Source organism: Candidatus Kuenenia sp. (assembly GCF_027493735.1).
GTDB lineage: Bacteria > Planctomycetota > Brocadiia > Brocadiales > Brocadiaceae > Kuenenia > Kuenenia stuttgartiensis_A.
This window is the reverse complement of sequence record NZ_JAOSKF010000020.1, coordinates 217,349-237,989: the sequence shown is the minus strand read 5'-3', so window position 1 is coordinate 237,989 and position 20,641 is coordinate 217,349. Positions and strand designations below refer to the sequence as shown.

The following is a 20,641-nucleotide window of genomic DNA, read 5'->3' as shown; positions in this document are numbered from 1 at the left end:
GTTTGGGTATGAACGCATTCATGATAATTTATAGCAAATGCTTCGCCCCTACACTTTACACTATGCGGAAAACATCGCTATTATTGGAATTTTTCAAAAAACTAAAATGTTACAAGAGTTCTTTTTTTTAACTCTCTTTCCAATCTATCAATTTACCAGACGGCGGAAGGGTTTTTTTTTGAATAAGCATCTGTAAAAGTTCATCAGGGTTGTCCGACCTCAGAATTAGCTGGCCATGTTCCGGTCTTGCGAAGCGTTCTCTGATAATATGGTCTATAAATTGCAGCAACAGATCGAAATATCCTTCTACGTTAAGTATGCCGATCGGTTTTGCGTGCAATTCCAACTGCGACCATGTGACAATCTCAAAAAATTCGTCCATCGTGCCACATCCGCCCGGCATAGCGATAAAGGCGTCGGATAACTGTACCATCAGCGTCTTTCTCTCGTGCATGCTGGCAACTTCGTGAAATTCCGTTACTTCGCGGCGAACAATTTCTCTGGAAAAAAGCGCCTTCGGTATTACCCCGATAACCTCTCCCTTTTCGCGCATAACGGTTTCCGCAATAACTCCCATGAGCCCGACACTGCCTCCTCCGTATACAAGCCCAATGCCGCGGGCGGTTAGTGCCTTTCCCAGTTTTTTTGCCGCATCCTTATATGCGGGACGTTGTCCGCTGTTTGACCCGCAAAATACGCAAATACGTTTTACGGGAATATTGTTTTCCATGTCCATTGAATTTCTGTTCATTGCAAAAAAGAGTTTTTATAACAATTTAGTATTTTGAAAATTTCCAACAAGTGTAAGGGCGAAGCATTTGCTATAAGTTGTTCAACTTCTTATCTTGTCTTTTACAATTTCTTTTTTCAAGCTTGTGATAGAACCAGTAGGATTCAAGTCTTTCGGGCATACTTCCTGGCAATTGAACACAGAATGACAGCGCCATACGCCGTTTTCACTGTTTACAATAGCCAGCCGTTCCTGCCGTGCTCCGTCCCGGCTGTCGGAAACAAATCTGTCAATATTGAGAAAAGACATTGGCCCCAGATAATCTTCGTGCATCGCTGTTATTGGACAGGAAGAGTGGCAGCATGCGCACAATATGCAGTCTATTAACCCATTCAGTTTTGATCTTTCATCCGTACTCTGTATTTGTTCCCCCTCAGAGGGCAATGGCCTTCCGGGCATGAGGTATGGTTTTATCTGCTCGTACTTTTCCCAAAAGGGTTTCATATCGACAAAGAGGTCTTTTTGTATTGCCATGTGGGCGAGGGGGCGAATGGTAACCGTCTTCGTATTCAGTTTGGAAATAAGAGTATTACAGGCAAGCCGGTATTTCCCGTTGATATGCATGGCGCATGAACCACAAACGGCGGCACGGCAGGACGACCGAAAGGCGAGAGAATCATCCCTATGCTGCTGAATGTAAACAAGCCCTTCCAGCACAGTGAGATCTTTTCTCGTAAACGGTATTTCATATTTTTGGAAATATGCTTCCTTATCGCTGGCCGGATTAAACCGGAAGATATTAAAGGAAATGGTATCGTTTGTCATTGTTCTAATAAGGTTTCTACAAACAAGTCCGGGTTGAATCTTTCAATATCGTCCGCCTGTTCTCCAAGCCCGATAAATTTAACAGGGATTTCTGTTTCATTGCACATGCCAAGCACTATGCCGCCTTTTGCCGTACCGTCCAGTTTTGCCAGAAATATTCCGGTGACGTCCACGGCCTCCCTGAACATCCTGGCCTGTGAAATAGCATTTTGTCCGGTAGTTGCGTCGAGCACCAGTAATACCTCATGCGGCGCATCGGGTATTTTTTTTTTAATAACCCTCTTTATTTTTATAAGTTCTTTCATAAGATTATCGTGGGTATGGAGACGTCCTGCGGTGTCTACGATTAAAACATCAACACCACGGGCGATGCTTGCTTCCATGGCGTCGTATGCGACAGCGGCGGGGTCAGAACCCGTTTGATGCTTTACAATATCTGCCCCGATGCGTTTGCACCAGATATCCAGTTGGTCTACTGCCGCTGCCCGGAAAGTATCGCCTGCGGCAAGCATTACCTTTTTGCCTTCCTTCATCAAAAAACTCGCGAGCTTCGCGATGGAGGTAGTTTTGCCCACCCCGTTAACGCCAACTACCATAATGACGGTAGGCCGTTTATCTGCGTATTGAATATCCGTCTGCCACGAATGCAAACCGTCCTTCAGGCGGTCTTTGATAAAATCATTTATTTGTGATGTTTCGGTAATTGCTTTCTCTTTCCATGCCTCGCGTATTTCTTCGATAAGTTTTTGTACCGGACGCACCCCTATATCCGCTCCAATGAGAATATCTTCCAATTCTTCAAGAGCTGATTCATCAATGCCTTGTCTGAATGATAAAAAATCTTTTAAACGCAGCCAAAACCGGCCCCGTGTCTTTTCGAGCCCTTTTTTTAACTTGCCCGGCACAGCAACAGGTTCTTTTTTGATAACGGGTTTTTCTTTTATTTCCTCAACAACCGGTATCTCTTCCGGAACAACAAGCTCTTCCGGTGGTGCTTTCTCCAGGACAGACATTTCAGGCGGGGCGAAAACCGGTTTCACCGGAGGCGCTTTTTCCACTACGGCTGTTTCAGCAGGAACGTGCTTTTCCACCACCGCTTTTTCCGCAAGCACAGGCACCTGATCAAAAGGTACCAGCCGTATCGTGCCTTCTTCTTCAATAACAACCTTTTTTCTCGGTTCAACGGTGTAGTTTATGATGCGGTACCAAAGGCTCTTTTTGGTCTTTTGAATGCCGTTTTTTACTTCAGTCTTTTGTGTTTTTCCCATATATTCCTGTCCTGTTTTTGTATTTTTGTATTTTCAAATGTTAAAAAAAAATCAATTATTGCGGCATCGCTGTTTCAACAGTTTCACAAGGTTCCCCGGTATAGAGATCTTTGCTATCGGAGTGTCAACCTTTCTTTTTCCGTGAAAGTCGGAACCGCCGGTTGCCACAAGGTCATATTTTTTTGCGAGTTTGAGGTATTTCTCCACGGTAGCTTTAGTATATGCAGGGTAGTACACTTCTATTCCCTGCAAACCATACCTTACAAGGTCCTCAATTAAATTATCCCGTTGTGTAAGTCCCGGATGGGCAAGCACCGGAGCCCCTTTCGCTTCTCTTATCAGCTCTATTGCCTCTTGTGGAGTTAAGGTTTTTTTGGGAACATATGCGGGCGCTTTATCACCAATGTATTTATAAAAGGCATCCACTAATGTGCTGGTATATCCGTTGCGCCAGATTACTTCTGCTAAATGCATACGTCCAGGTGAACCTTCCCCTGCAAGATCAAACACTTCAACCGGATTGATCTCTACCTGAAGCCCGTGCAGTTTTTCTATCATTTTGTAAATACGTTCAATTCTGTCCTCACGTGCCTTTTTCATTAATCCAATTAATGCATCATTATGAATATCAATAAAATAACCTAAAATATGTATTTCTGAAGGGTCCAGAAATGCAGAAATTTCTATGGCGGGAATAATTTGCAAATTCCCCCCTTTATTGTATTTGTCTGCCCTCAAAAATCCCTGAATAGTATCATGATCGGTGATGGCAATTGCGGATAAACCCAGTCGTATGGCTTCATCAACAACCTCTTCCGGCGTTGCAGTGCCATCGGAGAAATTTGTGTGTATATGTAAGTCGGAAATGCCAAAATCAGGGGCTTTTTCCTCTTGTATCGTGTCTTTCTGTTTTCCGTTTTTCAGCCAATTGTATACTTTATCTAAAATACCATTAACAAACATCCCGGAATCTTTATCGCCGAATTTTTTGGCAAGTTCTATTGCTTCATTAATAGAAACCTTTGGTGGGATGTCATCTCTATAGAGCAACTCATACACGCCAAGTCTCAGGATGTTCTTGTCAATGACGGCCATCCGGTGCAAATCCCAGTTTTCCGCGGAAAGTGAAATTCTTTCATCGATCTCTTTTACATGAGATCTGCAGCCCGTGACAAGCAACAGGGCAAACTTATATATATCAGGTTTTTCCGCATTCTGCCGGCAGAATTCATCTATTTCCGTTTCCGCTTTGTCTCCGAGTAAATCGAGCTGATACAACGCTTTAATGGCAAGCTCGCGGGCAATTGTTCTGTTGCGCATATAATACTTTCAGACCAAAATAAAAAAAATTAACATAATTAATGAAGAATAATGATGTGTCTCTGAGTTTGATGAATAAAGGGAAAATAAATAGTTGCACAAATGGGAACATGCGGGATTATTATCAATAATCGTCATGCGGCAGCATGAAAATATACTGTAAGGGCTTACAAACAGGGATTTCTATGTTTACTCATAACTTTTGTTTTAATAACTGGTTATAGCATTTGGGAAATATCCTTTTGTGAACTCCTTGAGTATGCAGTACTTTTTTTACATCGAGGCGTCTGGTGGGAGAAGTGTTGAAAAAGGGATAACGTATAATGTTTGCTACCGGTTTATATTTGATCAAAGAGATTCACCATTTCTATTGCCGATAAAGCGGCCTCTGTGCCTTTATTTCCTGTTTTCGCACCAGCACGGTCAATTGCTTGCTCTAACGTTTCTGTTGTAATAACTCCATAGATGACCGGTATTCCGGAGGACAAACCAATCTGCGTAATGCCTTTCGCTGATTCGCTGGCTACAAAATCAAAGTGGGGCGTTTCGCCGCGAATAATCGCTCCAAGGCAAATAACGGCATCATACTTTCCTCTTTGTATAACCTTTTGAGCGGTAATGGGAATCTCGTAAGCGCCGGGTACCCAAAAAACGCCAATATCCTCTTCTTTTACCCCATGCCTTACAAGACCATCAATCGCGCCTTCCAGTAAACGTTTTGTGATGAAACCGTTATATCGGCTCACGATAATCCCAAAGGTCCTGCCCGTACCGATTAATTTCCCCTGATATTCAACGCCCATAAATGATTCCTTCGGAATTCACTAAAAATATGAATAAGGTTGAGATAAAAGTAAAGACCAAAAATCGCTATTTTAAAGGTAGGATGTTAACATATACAAAAAAATCTTTCAAGGCTTTTCCTTTTTAATAAAGCAACCTATTGCACTTATTGAGGTGTTAATTGTTCCTTGTAATTTCTGAAATATCGATGTATTATGAAACTCTTTATTTTATTAGAAAACGAGTAGCATCGCAGAGAAATAATAAGGTTTTGTGTGGATATAAAAGAGGAAGAGTACGGGAAAATCGAAGACGCCAGGATGCCTTTAGGCTCACATTTGGAAGAGTTGCGGCGTAGAGTCTTTTATTCTATCATCGCAATTATTTTCTGTTTTATATTATGCTGGGTCTTTAAGCTGCACATTTTGGATATAGTAAAGCGGCCTCATGGCATTGCTATGCATAAGCTGGGACTTTCCACCGAATTGCAAGTGCTGAGTTATCAGGAAGGTTTTTACGCATACATGAAGCTGTGCTTCATCAGCGCCATTTTTTTAATGTATCCCCTTATCATTTATCAGGCATGGAGATTTGTCAGCGCGGGGCTGTATGCGAAGGAAAAAAGGTACATTCTCGTTTTCTTCCCGGTTTCATACATTGCTTTCGTTATGGGCGGGCTTTTCGGATATTATTTATTAATCCCCTTTGGCTTGCAATTTTTAATAAGCATCCTTGGCCCCGGCATTCAACCCATCATTACGATGCAACAATATGTGTCGTTTGTTTTCCTGCTGACGGTCGCGCTTGGGCTGGTATTTCAACTACCTCTTGTAATGCTGCTTTTGTCAAAGATAGGATTCGTATCTGCAGATAACTTTATTAAGTGGAGAAAATATTCAATACTTGTTATTTTCATTATTGCTGCCATAGTAACACCGCCAGACCCTTTTACCCAGACAATGACAGCCGCCCCAATGATCCTGTTGTATGAATTAGGGATACTCGTGGCAAAACCAACAAAAAAGGGGTTTATTTTACTTGGTATGGTTGTTGGGCTTGGTATTGTCGCCCTCGCGGCAGCATATTTTTATTTTACACATACACGAGGAATGATAGACCTTTCCCGCGTCTATGGGAATATGCAATTACAAAAGGCCGAAGATCATAAGTGGAAAAAGGTATCCTCTGTTGACCGCTTCCATAGCGGCGTTGTTCTCAAAACCGGCGACGGAGAGAAGTCTTCATTTTCGACTAAAAATGGGATTGGCGTAAACATGGATTCGAATACCGAAATGTACTTTATTGATCCATGGAAAATTAACCTCCAAAAAGGGCAAATATTTCTCTCCCTTGCAAACTTGAAAAAAAATCTGGAGATTCTTACCCTAAATGGAAAGATTGTGGCAGATAACGGAATTTTTAATGTCCGGATAACGGAGTACGCCACTATTGTTACTGCGGTAAAGGGAGAAGCCACATTAATGCTGGAAGGTGAAACAAAAAAATTGCTTGAGGGCAGACAGCGCAAAATGGCTGCCGGGGGAGAACCCGTGGATATTCATTCCATAATTGATTGGTCTGAAGGCATCATAACGGATGTACAGGGCAAAGAATAAAACAGCGGAACTCCTCAATAAGTATAACTATTCAGCGTAAACATTACACGACTCCCTGCGGGTTCAGGTTACAAACCAATGTCATTAAGTTAAGAATTATTGTAACACTTTGGTTTAAAAAAAAACGTATTACCGATAAGCTCCGTAGGAGCAACCTGTTTGTAGTAGATAGAATACCATAACAGATATTAGCTCCGTCAGGAGCGGCCTGTCTTCCTGTCAATCATATACAGGCCGCTCCTACGGAGCTATTTACCTGTTGAATTTTATTGTGCTACAAACAGACCGCCCCTAAAGGGGCTACATTGTTTTTTATATCCCCTTGAATTTTTCAAATAACTAAGGTGTTAAGAATTATTTTATTAAAAACAACCCCCTTTTCCCCCTTTATTAACTGGGGATGACCCATATTTTTTGCTGGACACCGTGTTAACCGTATGTTACACTGTGTACATGCATAGAGTAGGAGGTCGAATATTTTCAGATGATGTAATAAAGCGTTTATCAGAAACTATCCAAAAGGAACCGTGCCTATCGCGTCGTAAACTGTCGCGTCTGGTATGCGAATGGATGGACTGGCGGAATCAAGCGGGCCGTTTGCAAGAGATGAGTTGTCGCAAGGCGTTGTTGGAAGTTGGATCGTCGTAAAGAGATCAATCTTCCAAAGGTGAACAGGCATTATGCATTTCAAAAAGTCAATAAACCTGCGGAGGCGCCTCCGATTGCGGAAGTGTCATGCGAGCTAGCGGAGTTGGGTGACGTAGAGATTATACGGGTTACAACGAGAATCCATTCGAAACTTTGGCGTAGCATGTTAGAAGCGCATCATTATCTTGGAAGTGGGCCCCTATGCGGGGCGCAACTTCGGTATCTTGTACGCAGTGAATATTACGGATGGATAGGAGGGCTAAGTTATAGTGCCTGTGCCAGACGGGTGGAAAGTCGCGACGAGTGGATAGGATGGACGGAGGAAGCACGTAAGCGGAATCATACGTTTGTTATCAATAACAGTCGGTATTTAATAGCGCCTACGGTAAGAGTAAAATGTTTGGCATCGCATGTATTGGCAAAATGCCAAACACGTTTGGTAGATGATTGGGAAAGAGTGTATAAATATCGTCCTGTACTTTTAGAAACCTATGTGGAACGAGGACGGTTTTCCGGAAGCTGTTATCGGGCAGCTAACTGGAAGTATGTAGGAGGCACGGAAGGTCGAGGACGAAAAGGAACAGGTGCAACGGTCAAAGACGTTTATGTTATGCCGTTGCAAAAGAAATGGCAGGCGGTGTTGTGTTGTTGTGCCGATGGCAAAGTACATGTTCGCCAAAGAGTGGCACAAAAAGAGCCTCGGGATTGGATAGAAGCGGAACTTGGAGGAACAAAATTGGGCGATGCACGATTGACCTCAAGACTTTTAGAAATGACAGGTATGTTTTATGACAAACCTTTGGCAAACATTCCGCAGGCGTGCGGCTCAGTCAGTGCGACTAAGGCTGCATACCGATTCCTTGACAATGAGAATGTAGATTGGAAGGCGATATTGCAAGCTCATTATGAGGCCACGGAAGAGCGTGTGAAGGAGAATAGTTTGGTTTTGGTAGCGCAAGATACTACGACTCTGAATTATAGCACACATCCGAATACGCAGGGGTTAGGGCCGATAGGTACTAAGAGTAAAAAAGTTCGTGGACTGATGGTGCATGATACGATGGCGTTTACTGAAAGTGGCACACCCTTGGGACTTCTGAATGTGCAATGCTGGGCGCGGGACGGAATAGGCAGCAAACATAAACGACACAAGAAGCCTATCGAAGAGAAGGAAAGCTGGAAATGGGTGGAGAGTTACCATGCAGTATCGCAAGTACAGAAACGCTGTCGAAACAAATCTTTGCTGGTGGTTGTGGCAGATCGTGAGGCCGATATTCACGAGGTATTCGCTGAGCAGTATAATACGCCTGATGGCGCTCAGTTGCTGATCCGTGCAGAACGTTCGCGCAATAGAAAGGTTGTTGATGATAAAGAATCATGCGAGTTTTTGTGGACTAAACTGGAACAGCAACCGGCGATGCCTGTTACGCTACGCCCACCTATGCTAAAAAAGAATATGCCTGCGGTCAGGGTGTGGGCGGTGCTGGCGCAGGAAGTCAATCCGCCTATCGGAATTGATGGGTTAGAATGGATGCTGTTAACCACAGTTGCGGTTAAGCAAGAAAAAGATGCTTACGAACGTTTGGAATGGTATGCTCGCCGATGGGGTATTGAGTGTTATCATCGTATTATCAAGAGCGGTTGTCGTGTCGAGGCCCGGCAGTTGGAGAGTGCTCGTCGTCTATGCAACGCTTTGGCCATTGATATGATTATAGCTTGGCGTATCCATTACCTGACTACTTTAGGACAAGAAACACCTGATGTCCCTTGTACTGTCTACTTCAGCGATTCTGAATGGAAAGCATTGACAACTTTTGCGAACAAGGTCAAGGAGCCTCCTGATTTACCTCCAAGCCTCAATGATGCCGTGCGGCTTTTAGGTAAACTTGGCGGTCATCTGGGTCGCCGTGGTGATGGCCATCCCGGAAGTGAAGTACTTTGGCGAGGCATGTCACGTTTGGCTGATATTGAAGTTGCTTACGAACTTTACACCACTTAGCCTTCAGCTCAATTGGCCGTACAACTACGGTGCTCTTGAAATTTGTGGGTAAAGATTAGCTTTATTAAGGGGGACTTTTCTGGCAGGTTGCTTAACTTAATGACATTGGGTTACAAACCGGAACCCGCGAATGTAGTTTCCCGTGCCATTACGTTCCCAAACAGACACTTCACTATGTTCAGTACAAGGTTTGAGAACGAGTTGTGCTTCGGTAGTTTAATAGATTACGCTGAATAGTTACCAATAAGTTGAGGTAAACAACCCCCTTGCTTCCTTATTAATGGGAAATGCTGTACAGTTGGCAGTCGGCAAATTACAGACGGCAGTCTGTAGAAATTATTATAAAAACCACAGCTTATTGAGAAGTTACAAAACAATTTTTATGCCGTTTTCGTATAGGTAAACATTGAAGTTCGTTGAAAGGGATTAAAATGTATAAATCAGTAAAACTGCACAAATGCCAGGCAGCATATATTGCTGTACTATTTTCTTCCATACTGTTTTTTCAAAACCTTGCCGTAGCGGCATGGTCGACCAGTCCTCTTGAGAATACGGCAATTTGTACTGCCAAGGGACAACAAAGCGCAATCCAGGCGATAGGTGACGGCGTAGGCGGCGCTATTATAGTATGGGAAGATACCCGTAATGTTCACTTTGATATTTTTGCACAGCGAATTGATGCAAAGGGAAATGTGCTGTGGCAGAAAAATGGCGTGCCTGTGTGCCTGGCAGAAGAAAACCAGAGGCAGCCGAAAATTATCAGCGACGGAGCAGGCGGCGTTATTATTACATGGCACGATTTGCGCCGCGGGATTAGTGACAGTGATATTTATGCGCAAAGGATTGATGCAAGCGGAAGTCCCCTGTGGAAAGTGGATGGGATAACGGTATGTGATGAAATTAATGAGCAAGACAGCCCGTGCATCGTTACGGACGGAGCAGGCGGCGCTATTATCATATGGCAGGATACCAGGACAAATTATGATGATTTGTATGCACAGAGAATCAATCACAATGGAGAGGTATTGTGGAAAGAGAATGGCGTTCCTGTTTGTCTGGTATATGGGTCCCAAAGCGCGCCCGTTGCCGTAGAAGATGGCCACGGTGGCGCTGTTATCGTGTGGCAGGATTTCAGAAAAACATTCGCCGATCTCTATGCCCAGCGAATCGATAGCAGCGGCAGTATTTTGTGGGACAAAGCAGGCGTTACCGTATGCGGTGCGCGGGGACACGAGAGCTATCCCGTTATCACTGGCAACGGCGCGGAAGGCGCAATCATTGCCTGGATGGATATGCGAAATGACAATACCGATATTTTTGCACAACAATTGGATGGAAATGGCGACATCATATGGGAGACGGACGGCATTCCCATTTCAATCGCACAGGAAAAACAGGATTATCCGGTGATTGCAACGGATGGAGCAGGGGGCGCGATTATTGCATGGTGGGATTTACGCAGCGGAAAATATGATATTTACGCTCAACGCGTTGACCTTGAAGGAAATTCCTTGTGGAAGGACGACGGATTGCCTGTATGTATTGAAGCCGGCATTCAGAATTATGTAGCAATCGCCGGGGATGGCGCAGGCGGCGCTATTTTATCCTGGAACGATAATCGATCTTCATCATTTGATATCTATGCACAAAGAATTGATTCCGGCGGCAATTCCCTTTGGAACAATAACGGTACGCTGGTGAGCGCTGCAGAGGATACACAATGTTATTCAGCTATTGTGGGTGACGGAAATGGCGGCGCAATTATTGTGTGGCAAGACGAACGTAATACGGATAAGAGTTATTGGGATATCTATGTCCAGAAAATTAACGCGGCAGGATTATTGGGGACTCAATAACTTTTTGGCAAATTGTGGTAGTTGGTAGTTGTGGAATTGTCCCGGTAAAAAATTTGAAGATTTCCATTTTTTGAAAAAGTAGGGGGAGAAGCATTTGTCAGTTCGGGCACGAACTCATTTATGACAATTTATAGCAAATGCTTCACCCCTATACTGTGAAACTACCAGCCAACAGCCTTTTGCCCATTGTATCTGCCAAACATATCCTGCAATTTGTAAAAAATATCCTTTATGGCAGCCATATTATTCATGGCATACAGGTTCCATGAATATTGGAATTGTTCTATAGGCCGTAAAAAATCTTCGGCGTCTTCTTCCGCTACCTTGTTTACCGCCGCGTGCTCCAGCCTTAAAGTAGGAATGCGCTCCTCATTTTTACTAATAAGTTCAGCGGGGATGATACCATTCCATTCTCTGGAAAAACCTTCTACGATATAGGCCTCCCCATATTTATCAAACAATTGATACCATACATGCGCAAAGGCGGTCAGATTATTCTTATCTATTACCCATCCCCATACGATTTCCCCGTCAATCTCTAATTTTTCCAATTGTGAAAAGAAGAGAAATACAGAGTCCTCGCAATCGCCTTGTTTCCGTTGTGCGGTTTCTATGGGTGTTTGCCAATAATCTGTTTTTGGGGGGTCGGCGTGATATTCCAAAGCAAATGCTATTTCTTTGTACGCTTCGTATATTTGTTCTCCATTAACAAATGTATTCGCGCACCATTCCCGGTAAAGCAAACTTTCCGGCAGGATGCAATCTTTGTTTTCACCATTCAAGGGAAATGTATTTATCTGCCACGTATCATGTACAGGTTTATACCCTTTTCCCTCTAAAAACAAATCCGCATACGAAATATCAGCAAATACCCCTGCGCAAAAAGAAGTCGCTATCACTAGGGAAGCAATCATTGAACCGATGAAATACTTCATACTATTCACCTCCTCATATACAATTTTGGAGAATGCACACAGCCCTTTAATTTCTACTTTAACGAAAGTGTTTAAAAATTATTCCTTTAGCCATCGTGCGGCATCTTTTGCCCAGTAGGTAAGAATAATGTCCGCACCCGCCCGTTTGATTGCGGTGAGTATTTCAAGCGCAACACGTTTTTCGTCAATCCATCCTTTTTCTGCCGCAGCCTTAACAATGGAAAATTCTCCGCTGACATTATATGCTGCGATAGGATAATTAAAGTTTTCTTTCAGATTGCGGATAATATCCAAATAGGCCAGCGCTGGTTTTACCATAACGATGTCCGCTCCTTCCTCAATGTCCAAAGAAACCTCCCGCAACGCTTCCACCGCATTGTGCGAGTCCATCTGATACGATGAGCGGTCTCCCATTTCCGGAGTAGATTCTGCCGCCTCCCGGAAAGGGCCGTAAAATCCTGAAGCATATTTTGCGGAGTATGCCATAATCGGTATCTGGCGGAACCCTTCCCGGTCAAGCGCTTCTCTTATCGTGCCGATGCGGCCATCCATCATATCGCTAGGCGCTATGATATCCGCCCCCGCATTTGCGTGTGAAACCGCCTCTTTTGCCAGGAGTTCCAGTGTCTTATCATTGTCGATCTCAAAGTGTCCTGTATGTTCATCCGCCTTGAGGAATCCACAGTGTCCATGGCTAGTGTACTCGCACATGCAAACATCCGTAAGTACCAGTATATCTCTTGCCTCTTTTTTTATTGCCGTAATTGCTTTCTGTATGATGCCGGCATCAGAATATGCGTCAGAGCCCAGTTCGTCTTTCACTTCAGGGATGCCAAAGAGGATTATGCCGGGAATCCCTATTGCTTCCAATTCCTTTACCTCTTCCGTAAGAATATCGACAGACATCTGGTAGTTACCGGGCATAGAGGGTATCGGTTGTTTAATGCCCTTGCCCGGCCTTACAAAAAGCGGCATAATTAAATCATCCACAGAGAGATGCGTTTCCCGCACCAGCCTTCTTATATTTTCATTCTGACGTAATCTTCGCAATCTTTGTTTCGGGAAGCTCATTTTTTCGTTCCTTATAAATTTTTTGTAAAAGTATAAAAATATTATAGTAAATACCATCATAAAAAAAAATTAAAAAGTTACTCATTCACCGCATGTTAGTTTACAGGAATTTTAGATTTTAGATTAATTCAAAATCCATAATTTAAAATTTTATCACGCCAAATTACCGCTAAATTTCTAAAATCAGTCTGACCTGGATATTTGCGCGGCGCCCGGAACTGTCGCCAAACGTGATAGGAATTCTTTGATGAGGCAAGAGCACGCGAGCCAGAATTAAAACATGAGCCATGTCTTCCGTTGCAAAGAACGCAAGAAAGGGGTTCTGAACGTACGGTAGTGTTGACCCTGTCAGGATTGTTTTGCCATGACCCCATGAACGGTTACAAAAAACGGGGTGCGCGGGAGAACGGCGAATTTCTTACAAAAGCAACCCCTGTGACCCGGGATTTACTGAAATTCTGAATAGAAATGCTATCTGCCAAGTTCAGAAGCCGCATTTTCATCTAAGAACCAGTGTAATTCGCCATGCACGGGTTTTACCATTTGTGCCGGCAAGGGCGCTGGCGCCGATTCTTCCAGAATAATCTTTTTTACTGCAGCGGCCTTGTTTTTCCCTGTTATCAGAAAAATAATGCAATGGGCGTTATTAATTACTGGCAAGGTAAGGGTAATTCGTTCCGGAGGCGGTTTGGGGGCGTCAAATACAGGGGCTACCCAGCGTTTTTTTTCTTTCAGAAGGGGATGGTTTGGAAAGAGCGAAGCGGTATGCCCGTCCTCTCCCATGCCAAGCAATAAAAGGTCAAAACGGGGCAACTCTTCGCCTTTTATATGAAAAACTTCCTGCAGTTTTAATTGATACAGGGCTGCCATTTCTGCAGGTCCCACAGAGGTATTGGGCGTATAAATCCGGGAAGACGGAATATCAACATGGTTGAAAAGATGTTTACATGCTAAATAATAGTTGCTTTCCGGATTAATCGGCGGTACACAGCGTTCATCCGTCCAGAAAACATGCCAGGCCTTCCAGTCGATTTCAGAACAGACCGATTCTGAGGTCAATGCGGGAAACAGCAATTCAGGCATAGAGCCTCCGGACAAAGCCACAAGAAAGCGATTTCGTTCAGAGACCGCTTTTTTTGCACATTGGACGATATACCCGGCCATTATTTTTATAAGATCTGTGGCAGGTAAGATATGGTAATTCATGTTCAGTTGTGAAATAGTTATCGTTTAGGGTTAAATACAGGGGTTCCACTTGCGGTCATCAGCCTTTATAAATTCATCTGCCTTGCTGGGACCACAAGTCCCCAATTCATAAAACGCCAAAGGAGGGGCATATTCGCTTTCCCATCCCTGGATGATTGGGTCTATTATTTTCCATGCCAATTCAATCTCATCACTCCTTGTAAAAAGGGAGGCATCCCCCTGTAAAGCATCGAGAATAAGCCTTTCATATGCATCGGGCAGGATGTTTTCACCAAAATCCTGTTCGTACAGGAAGTCCATGCTTACCGTGCGGGTTTTCATCCCGGCGCCAGGCAACTTCGTTTCAAAGCCCAAACGCATTCCTTCATTTGGCTGCAGGCATAACACTAATTTATTTGGAGGCAATTGTTCTTCGGGCGGTAAAGGAAACATTAAATGGGGCACATGCCGGAATTGAATTGAAATTTCAGTGACCTTGCTGTTAAGCGCCTTACCGGAACGCAGATAAAAAGGCACGTTTCGCCAACGCCAATTATCAATAAACAGTTTTAAAACAGCAAAGGTTGCCGTTTCCGTCCCCCGCGCGACGCCCTTTTCATCCCGATATGTCCGGTATTGTGCGCGAACGGTATATTTAGCTACCTCTTCCGGCTTAATGGGGCGAACCGCTTTAAGTACTTTTACCTTTTCGTCACGCAGAGAGGTGGCGTTAAACCCAGCCGGCGGCTCCATTGCGGTGAGTGTAAGCAACTGCAGCAGATGATTCTGAAACATGTCGCGCAATATGCCTGCAGTATCGTAATATCCCGCCCTGTTCCCCAGCCCCACCTCTTCCGATACGGTAATTTGGACGTGGTCTATATAGTTTCGGCTCCAGAGCGGTTCGAAGATTGCGTTGCCAAAACGAAATACCAATAAATTTTGCACGGTTTCCTTGCCAAGGTAATGGTCAATGCGATACACCTGGCTTTCATCAAAGACCTGATGTACATGGTTGTTCAAATCAATGGCGGAAGCAAGATCTCTCCCGAATGGTTTTTCAATAATGATACGGCGCCAATATTCATCCGATTGTTGCGCCATTCCAGCCTCGCCCAGCTTGCTCACTATTACAGGGTAAAGGATTGGTGGCGTAGAAAGATAAAAAAGGCAATTGGCGCCTATGTCCTGTTTTTTACCTAAATCAACCAAAAGCCTGTTTAAGGTTTTGTAATCTTCCAGATTGTCGTAATCCGCCCGGTGGTAAATTAATTTTTTCTCAAATTTAGACCACTTGCAAATTCGGTCTTTACTGTGGCGGGAGTAAATTTCAATGCTTTCCGCTAGTTTTTTGCGAAAACCTTCGCTATCCATTTCAGTGCGGGCGACACCAACAACCGCAAGCTTCTCAGGCAACAGCCCGTCACAATCCAGCCGAAAGAGGGAAGGGATTAATTTCCGCTCGGTTAAATCGCCTGAAGCGCCAAAAATTACAATTGTTGCTGGGTTGGGGATTTTTCTTAAAACATCTTTGTTCAATTTACAGGCGTCAACAGACGCAATAGGTTTTTTTCCCATTTGTTATTTTTCCTTCCAGTTTGCATGAAACACGCCGGATGTATCAATACGCTCAAATGTGTGGGCGCCAAAATAGTCGCGTTGCGCCTGTATAAGATTTGCGGGTAAAAACCCGGAACGATACGCATCGAAGTAGGCAAGTGAAGCGCTCAGTGCCGCTGCCGGTATGCCCAGTTCAAATGCGGTTTTTACGGCGAAACGCCATGAAGCCTGCCTGCTTTGTACGGCATGTTTAAATCCGGCGTCCAATAATAAATTCGGCAAATCGGAGCGGCTCCGGTATGCGCGTGTTATATCATCAAGCAGCTTTGCGCGAATAATGCATCCGGCGCGCCAAATACTGGCAATTTCTCCTAAATCCATATTGTACCCATATTCCTCCGAAGCCCTTTTCAGAAGATTCATACCTTGGGCATAGGAGCAAATTTTGGATGCATAAAGGGCATCCCTAACCGCAGCGATGATTTTTCCCCTCTCATCGGCATAGTTATTTTTTGGGCCGGAAAGGATTTTAGACGCCTCCTGGCGTTCTTTTTTCATGGAAGAAAGAATACGCGCATCCACTGCCGCAGTAATTGTGGGAACGGGCGCCCCTATATCAATCGCATTCTGGCTTGTCCATTTTCCAGTGCCCTTCTGTCCGGCTTTATCCAGGATCATTTCCAACAGAGGGCGCCCGGTTTTGTCGTCTGATTTAGTAAAAATAAACGCCGTAATTTCAATAAGGAACGAAGAAAGCTCTCCATTATTCCATTCAGTGAAAATTTCATGAAATTCTTCCGGGGCAGGATTTATGGTTGATTTCAGCAAGGCATAGCTCTCCGCTATAAGCTGCATATCGGCGTATTCTATGCCATTGTGCACCATTTTAACGTAATGACCAGCACCGCCATGCCCAATATACGCAACGCAGGGCAGCCCATCTTCCGGAGCCTTTGCCGCAATTGCGGACATCAATGGCTCAATCAGGGCGTATGCCTCTTTTGTACCACCTGGCATAAGGCTGGGCCCGAAACGCGCCCCTTCTTCTCCGCCGGAAACACCCATTCCAATATAGCGAAGTTTATTTGACTCCAGCTCCTTTGTCCTTCTTTCCGTATCGGAGAAATACGAATTTCCCCCATCGATAATGATATCCCCTTCATCCAGCCATGGTTTTAATTCGGCAATAACGGCATCAACCGCTCCGCCTGCTTTCACCATAATTTGGATTATGCGTGGACGCTCAAGACTTGCAACGAATTCTTTTGGTGAATACGTCGCGGTAATCTTCTTGTTTTTTGCCTCGCCCGACATAAATTCATGAGTCCTCTCCGCAGTACGGTTGTAAACTGAAACGCTAAAACCGTGATCCGCAACGTTAAGAACCAGATTTTGCCCCATTACTGCGAGGCCAATAAGACCAAAGCTGTTTTTCTGCATGATAACCTCCACTTATGCCACTTTGTGGCATTACTCAGAAGAAAACTCCAAATTTCAAAAAAGTGTAACTATTCAGCGCAATCTATTAAACTACCGAAATCGGTATTCCGGCGCGGGTTCAGGTTGCGAACCTGGACCCGCCATGAGTCGTGTAATGTTTAAGCTGAGAAACCAAAAACGCAACCATTTGTAACAATTATCGGATTTCATTATTTATAGTTTATAAACTGCATTGCAAAGTCATTGTCCAGGTCTTTAAGTTCCTTCATAACCATCTGGAGATCGTCAATCTTTTGCCCTGAAACACGTACCTGATCTTCTTGTATTTTTGCCTGAACCTTGAGTTTTAAATTTTTTATAACTTTAACGATCTCCTTTGCATTGTCAGTGGGTATTCCCGTTTGCAATGTAATCGTCTGCCGTTTCGTTCCCCCAACGGCATCTTCCGTTTTGCCAAAGGTGAGTGCCTTTAGCGGGATATTTCTTTTCGCCATTTTTTCCTTTAAAATTTCCGTCAGTGCTGACAATTTATAATCATCCTCGGCAAACAGTATAATGGTGTCATCTTTATTTAATGTAATCGAGGACTTGCTTCCTTTGAAATCATATCTTACGGCTATTTGTTTTTGCGCCTGGTCGATAGCGTTTTTTATCTCATGCATTTCGACCTTGCATACTATGTCAAATGAATGCGTTTCAGCCATAATTATCTCTCCTTACATTACATGATATAATAATCATAAATTTTAACATTTGTAACACTTTGGTTTTTTTTGAAAAAACCGTCTTTTCGTGAACCCCATGCTTCAGCATGGGGTTCACGAAAAGACAATTAATACCCCAATTGTCTTATTTCCTCTTCCGAAAATCCGACGTAATGGGCGACTTCGTGACGGACTACTTTTTTAATCCTTTGTTTAATCTCTTCTTCCGAACGGCAGACAGATTCTATATTTTTCTGGAAAAGAGTAATCTTTTCCGGTAATGTGCCCGAATGCCAGACACTTTTTTTGTTCAGGGGAATACCCTGAAAAACTCCGAGAAGCATCCTGTTTGGCTTTAACTGCAGTTTTTCAAGTATATAGGTACTGGGTCTGTCTTCCACAACGATAGAAACATTTTCCAGGCGGGTTTTTATGTTTTGCGGCAATTCCTTTATTGCATCCAGCGCCAGTTGTTCGAAATGTGTTAAGCCCTTGTCGTGCGGCTTTTCATTTACTACCTTGCCAAAAAAATATTCTTCCGCACCGACTATTTTATATTTGATAATAAACACCTTGCCAACAAAAAAGAGCAGTCCGCCCACCATAGATAATACAACCCATATATTCCAGCCATGCATCATCATAACACTGCCCAATGCCCCCAAAAGCGAAGCAATGGCAAAGAACCCAAGCAATGCAGAGAACCCTCTGGTATCCGTCTCGCATACTTCATCAAATACCAACGGAGATATCTGCTTACTGCAGCGAGAGCATTGTAGTGTGCTGCCTTTACAAAATTCTTCCATATGGTGCGTTTTACCACAATGAAAACATTTAAGTGGGATATCGTCTTTTACCATAAGATATAATATAAAACAAACAGAGCGTTTAACCACGAAACACGAAGGGCACGAAGAAAAATTTACAAAAAGAAGAGATTTTCCCAAGGGAATACTATATTGCCCTCCAAAATCTTACACAGAGTACCCCACAAAAACCACTTAAATTATGGTTAAAAGCATTTATTTCCCCAAAACCTAATTTGCTGGATAGACATTTCAATGTTTTTACTTAAACAATGCACAAACCCACCTCTTAATCCTCTCCCGAGAAGGAGCTTATCAAATTCCCGTCTTGGGAGGGGTAGGGGCGGGTAAAAATGAATGCCGTTGAGTTTTCGTCTTTTAAAAACCCAACCTAATTTGATTGACTATAAAAGAAAAAGCATCCACAATAGTATATCGTTTTCTCCTGCCAGGCATATAGCGGCACGCAGAATATTAATATGAACGTGTATTTTGATATGATTTGAGCAAATCAATTTAACAATCAATTTGTTTTTACAAAAAATGAGTTATTTTAAATCAAATCCCTATCGTATTATCCTCTTTGGCTTTATTTTTATTATCATAATCGGCACCTTCCTTTTAGCCCATCCTGTCTCTTCGACTTCAGGCGAACCGCAATCAGTGACAGACGCTTTTTTTGCCGCTACCTCAGCAATTTCCACCACCGGTTTGAGCGTTGTAGATATAGGGAAGTTTTATACAATATTTGGCCAGGTGATAATCCTTATGCTTTTCCAAATTGGCGGGTTGGGGTATATGATCTTTATTGTTTTGATAATGTATGGGCTTGGCATTCGATTATCTTTAAGCGGCAGAGTAGTTTTAGAAGAATCCTTTAGTTCGCATCCTTATGAAGATATTTTACGGTTTAGTAAAATTATTTGCCTCATTGCCTTTGTATTTGAATTTTCCGGCGCTGTATTTCTGACCCTCTTTTGGATGAAGGAATTTCCCTTAAAAGAGGCGGTGTATTTGGGCATATTTCATGCTATTTCAGCATTTTGCACTGCCGGTTTTAGTTTATTTCCGGATAATTTTTGTACATATGGTAACAGCATTTATTTTAACTTTGTCATCAACGGCTTATGTATTGCCGGCAGTATTGGGTTTCCGGTGATCTATGATATTTATCAAACATTTTTTGTGAAATCGCCGGAAGATGAAATGCTGCGGAAGATTTCAGTTCATACGAGGCTGGTAATGGTTATGATGCCGCTTCTCATATTTTCCGGGTGGATTTTGATTTTTCTTTTTGAATGGCATTCCCCGTTTCCTACTTTTAAAGACAGGGTGTTGACGACATTGTTTCAGACAATTTCCACTTCTACCACAACTGGGTTCAATACGGTAAATATCGGCACGATGAAAATCTCGTCATTGACTATGATGCTTCTGCTGATGTACATAGGCGCACCTGCCGGAGGCACCGGGGGAGGCGTTAAATCTACCACCTTTGGCGTCCTGATTGCGTCTATTTTTTCGGTTGTTTCGATGGAAGAAGAACCCATATTGTTTAATAAACGTATATCGGCAAAAATCAGGGCAAAGGCATTTGCTATCTGTACCCTGGCACTGCTCGTGATTATTACGGATATATTAATTCTCTCTGCCACTGAAAAGGCAGCATATATTGATATTGTGTATGAAACCTTTTCTGCCTTTGGCACTGTAGGGCTTTCCACAGGAATTACTCCTTCACTAAGCGTCGCCGGCAAGTTCATTATTTGCGCCACAATGCTGATTGGGAGGATAGGCCCGCTCGTCATAGGCTATTCCGTTTGGAGCAAGAAAAAAACAGTTTCCATTAAATACCCGCAAGGAATTTTTATGGTGGGTTAGTAAATAATAATTTT

Annotated in this window: 16 protein-coding genes; 4 read left to right on the top strand and 12 right to left on the bottom strand. The window is 43.3% G+C overall.

Annotated elements, in window-relative coordinates; all coding sequences use genetic code 11:
• Nucleotides 1-127: 127 nt before the first annotated feature.
• From M5U24_RS13825 to ribE, 5 genes are all read right to left on the bottom strand, one after another.
• A complete protein-coding gene (locus M5U24_RS13825; RefSeq protein WP_099325212.1) occupies nt 128-736 on the bottom strand; it encodes a TIGR00730 family Rossman fold protein in 609 nt (202 codons plus the stop codon).
• 96 nt (nt 737-832) lie between these two features.
• A complete protein-coding gene (locus tag M5U24_RS13820) occupies nt 833-1,555 on the bottom strand; it encodes a succinate dehydrogenase iron-sulfur subunit (protein WP_099325213.1) in 723 nt (240 codons plus the stop codon).
• The gene (gene ftsY, locus M5U24_RS13815; RefSeq protein WP_157820514.1) at nt 1,552-2,823 is read right to left on the bottom strand and encodes a signal recognition particle-docking protein FtsY; all 1,272 of its coding nucleotides are present in this window, start codon (nt 2,821-2,823) and stop codon (nt 1,552-1,554) included. The genes M5U24_RS13820 and ftsY overlap by 4 nt, the downstream gene beginning before the upstream one ends.
• Nucleotides 2,824-2,874: 51 nt before the next feature.
• Nucleotides 2,875-4,143, bottom strand: coding sequence for a transcription antitermination factor NusB (gene nusB / locus M5U24_RS13810; RefSeq protein ID WP_099325214.1), 1,269 nt, complete (start codon nt 4,141-4,143; stop codon nt 2,875-2,877).
• Between the two features lie 338 nt (nt 4,144-4,481).
• The gene (gene ribE, locus M5U24_RS13805) at nt 4,482-4,946 is read right to left on the bottom strand and encodes a 6,7-dimethyl-8-ribityllumazine synthase (RefSeq protein WP_099325215.1); all 465 of its coding nucleotides are present in this window, start codon (nt 4,944-4,946) and stop codon (nt 4,482-4,484) included.
• 255 nt (nt 4,947-5,201) lie between these two features.
• Here ribE and tatC point away from each other — a divergent pair, with 255 nt between their 5' ends.
• From tatC to M5U24_RS13790, 3 genes are all read left to right on the top strand, one after another.
• Nucleotides 5,202-6,542, top strand: a complete 1,341-nt coding sequence (tatC, locus tag M5U24_RS13800) for a twin-arginine translocase subunit TatC (RefSeq protein ID WP_099325216.1) — start codon at nt 5,202-5,204, stop codon at nt 6,540-6,542.
• A 634-nt stretch (nt 6,543-7,176) separates the two neighbouring features.
• Nucleotides 7,177-9,189: an IS4 family transposase gene (locus M5U24_RS13795; RefSeq protein ID WP_298202733.1), complete on the top strand. Its 2,013-nt coding sequence runs from the start codon at nt 7,177-7,179 to the stop codon at nt 9,187-9,189.
• Between the two features lie 431 nt (nt 9,190-9,620).
• On the top strand, nt 9,621-11,045 hold the full coding sequence (locus M5U24_RS13790; protein WP_099325218.1) for a hypothetical protein: 1,425 nt from the start codon (nt 9,621-9,623) through the stop codon (nt 11,043-11,045).
• 161 nt (nt 11,046-11,206) lie between these two features.
• Here M5U24_RS13790 and M5U24_RS13785 read toward each other — a convergent pair whose 3' ends face one another.
• From M5U24_RS13785 to M5U24_RS13755, 7 genes are all read right to left on the bottom strand, one after another.
• Nucleotides 11,207-11,980 (bottom strand): hypothetical protein, encoded by a 774-nt coding sequence (locus M5U24_RS13785; RefSeq protein WP_099325219.1) that lies wholly within the window; start codon nt 11,978-11,980, stop codon nt 11,207-11,209.
• Between the two features lie 78 nt (nt 11,981-12,058).
• Nucleotides 12,059-13,051, bottom strand: a complete 993-nt coding sequence (gene hemB, locus M5U24_RS13780) for a porphobilinogen synthase (protein WP_099327032.1) — start codon at nt 13,049-13,051, stop codon at nt 12,059-12,061.
• A 471-nt stretch (nt 13,052-13,522) separates the two neighbouring features.
• Complete coding sequence (gene pgl, locus M5U24_RS13775; protein WP_298202730.1) at nt 13,523-14,257, bottom strand: 6-phosphogluconolactonase; 735 nt, start codon at nt 14,255-14,257, stop codon at nt 13,523-13,525.
• Nucleotides 14,258-14,287: 30 nt separating this feature from the next.
• Nucleotides 14,288-15,814, bottom strand: coding sequence for a glucose-6-phosphate dehydrogenase (zwf, locus tag M5U24_RS13770; RefSeq protein WP_298202729.1), 1,527 nt, complete (start codon nt 15,812-15,814; stop codon nt 14,288-14,290).
• A gap of 3 nt (nt 15,815-15,817) precedes the next feature.
• Nucleotides 15,818-17,236 (bottom strand): NADP-dependent phosphogluconate dehydrogenase, encoded by a 1,419-nt coding sequence (gene gndA, locus M5U24_RS13765; protein ID WP_099325222.1) that lies wholly within the window; start codon nt 17,234-17,236, stop codon nt 15,818-15,820.
• Between the two features lie 209 nt (nt 17,237-17,445).
• Nucleotides 17,446-17,940: a YajQ family cyclic di-GMP-binding protein gene (locus tag M5U24_RS13760; RefSeq protein WP_099325223.1), complete on the bottom strand. Its 495-nt coding sequence runs from the start codon at nt 17,938-17,940 to the stop codon at nt 17,446-17,448.
• A 128-nt stretch (nt 17,941-18,068) separates the two neighbouring features.
• Nucleotides 18,069-18,683 (bottom strand): metallopeptidase family protein, encoded by a 615-nt coding sequence (locus M5U24_RS13755; protein ID WP_298202726.1) that lies wholly within the window; start codon nt 18,681-18,683, stop codon nt 18,069-18,071.
• A 606-nt stretch (nt 18,684-19,289) separates the two neighbouring features.
• Between M5U24_RS13755 and M5U24_RS13750 the strand changes: the two genes are divergently transcribed.
• Nucleotides 19,290-20,627: a potassium transporter TrkG gene (locus M5U24_RS13750; protein WP_099325225.1), complete on the top strand. Its 1,338-nt coding sequence runs from the start codon at nt 19,290-19,292 to the stop codon at nt 20,625-20,627.
• Nucleotides 20,628-20,641 lie beyond the last annotated feature (14 nt).

Coding starts and splice junctions, on each gene's coding strand:
- M5U24_RS13825 (WP_099325212.1), bottom strand. CDS start 736: ATGGACATGGAAAACAATATTCCCGTAAAACGTATTTGCGTATTTTGC.
- M5U24_RS13820 (WP_099325213.1), bottom strand. CDS start 1,555: ATGACAAACGATACCATTTCCTTTAATATCTTCCGGTTTAATCCGGCC.
- ftsY (WP_157820514.1), bottom strand. CDS start 2,823: ATGGGAAAAACACAAAAGACTGAAGTAAAAAACGGCATTCAAAAGACC.
- nusB (WP_099325214.1), bottom strand. CDS start 4,143: ATGCGCAACAGAACAATTGCCCGCGAGCTTGCCATTAAAGCGTTGTAT.
- ribE (WP_099325215.1), bottom strand. CDS start 4,946: ATGGGCGTTGAATATCAGGGGAAATTAATCGGTACGGGCAGGACCTTT.
- M5U24_RS13790 (WP_099325218.1), top strand. CDS start 9,621: ATGTATAAATCAGTAAAACTGCACAAATGCCAGGCAGCATATATTGCT.
- M5U24_RS13785 (WP_099325219.1), bottom strand. CDS start 11,980: ATGAAGTATTTCATCGGTTCAATGATTGCTTCCCTAGTGATAGCGACT.
- hemB (WP_099327032.1), bottom strand. CDS start 13,051: ATGAGCTTCCCGAAACAAAGATTGCGAAGATTACGTCAGAATGAAAAT.
- pgl (WP_298202730.1), bottom strand. CDS start 14,257: ATGAATTACCATATCTTACCTGCCACAGATCTTATAAAAATAATGGCC.
- zwf (WP_298202729.1), bottom strand. CDS start 15,814: ATGGGAAAAAAACCTATTGCGTCTGTTGACGCCTGTAAATTGAACAAA.
- gndA (WP_099325222.1), bottom strand. CDS start 17,236: ATGCAGAAAAACAGCTTTGGTCTTATTGGCCTCGCAGTAATGGGGCAA.
- M5U24_RS13760 (WP_099325223.1), bottom strand. CDS start 17,940: ATGGCTGAAACGCATTCATTTGACATAGTATGCAAGGTCGAAATGCAT.
- M5U24_RS13750 (WP_099325225.1), top strand. CDS start 19,290: ATGAGTTATTTTAAATCAAATCCCTATCGTATTATCCTCTTTGGCTTT.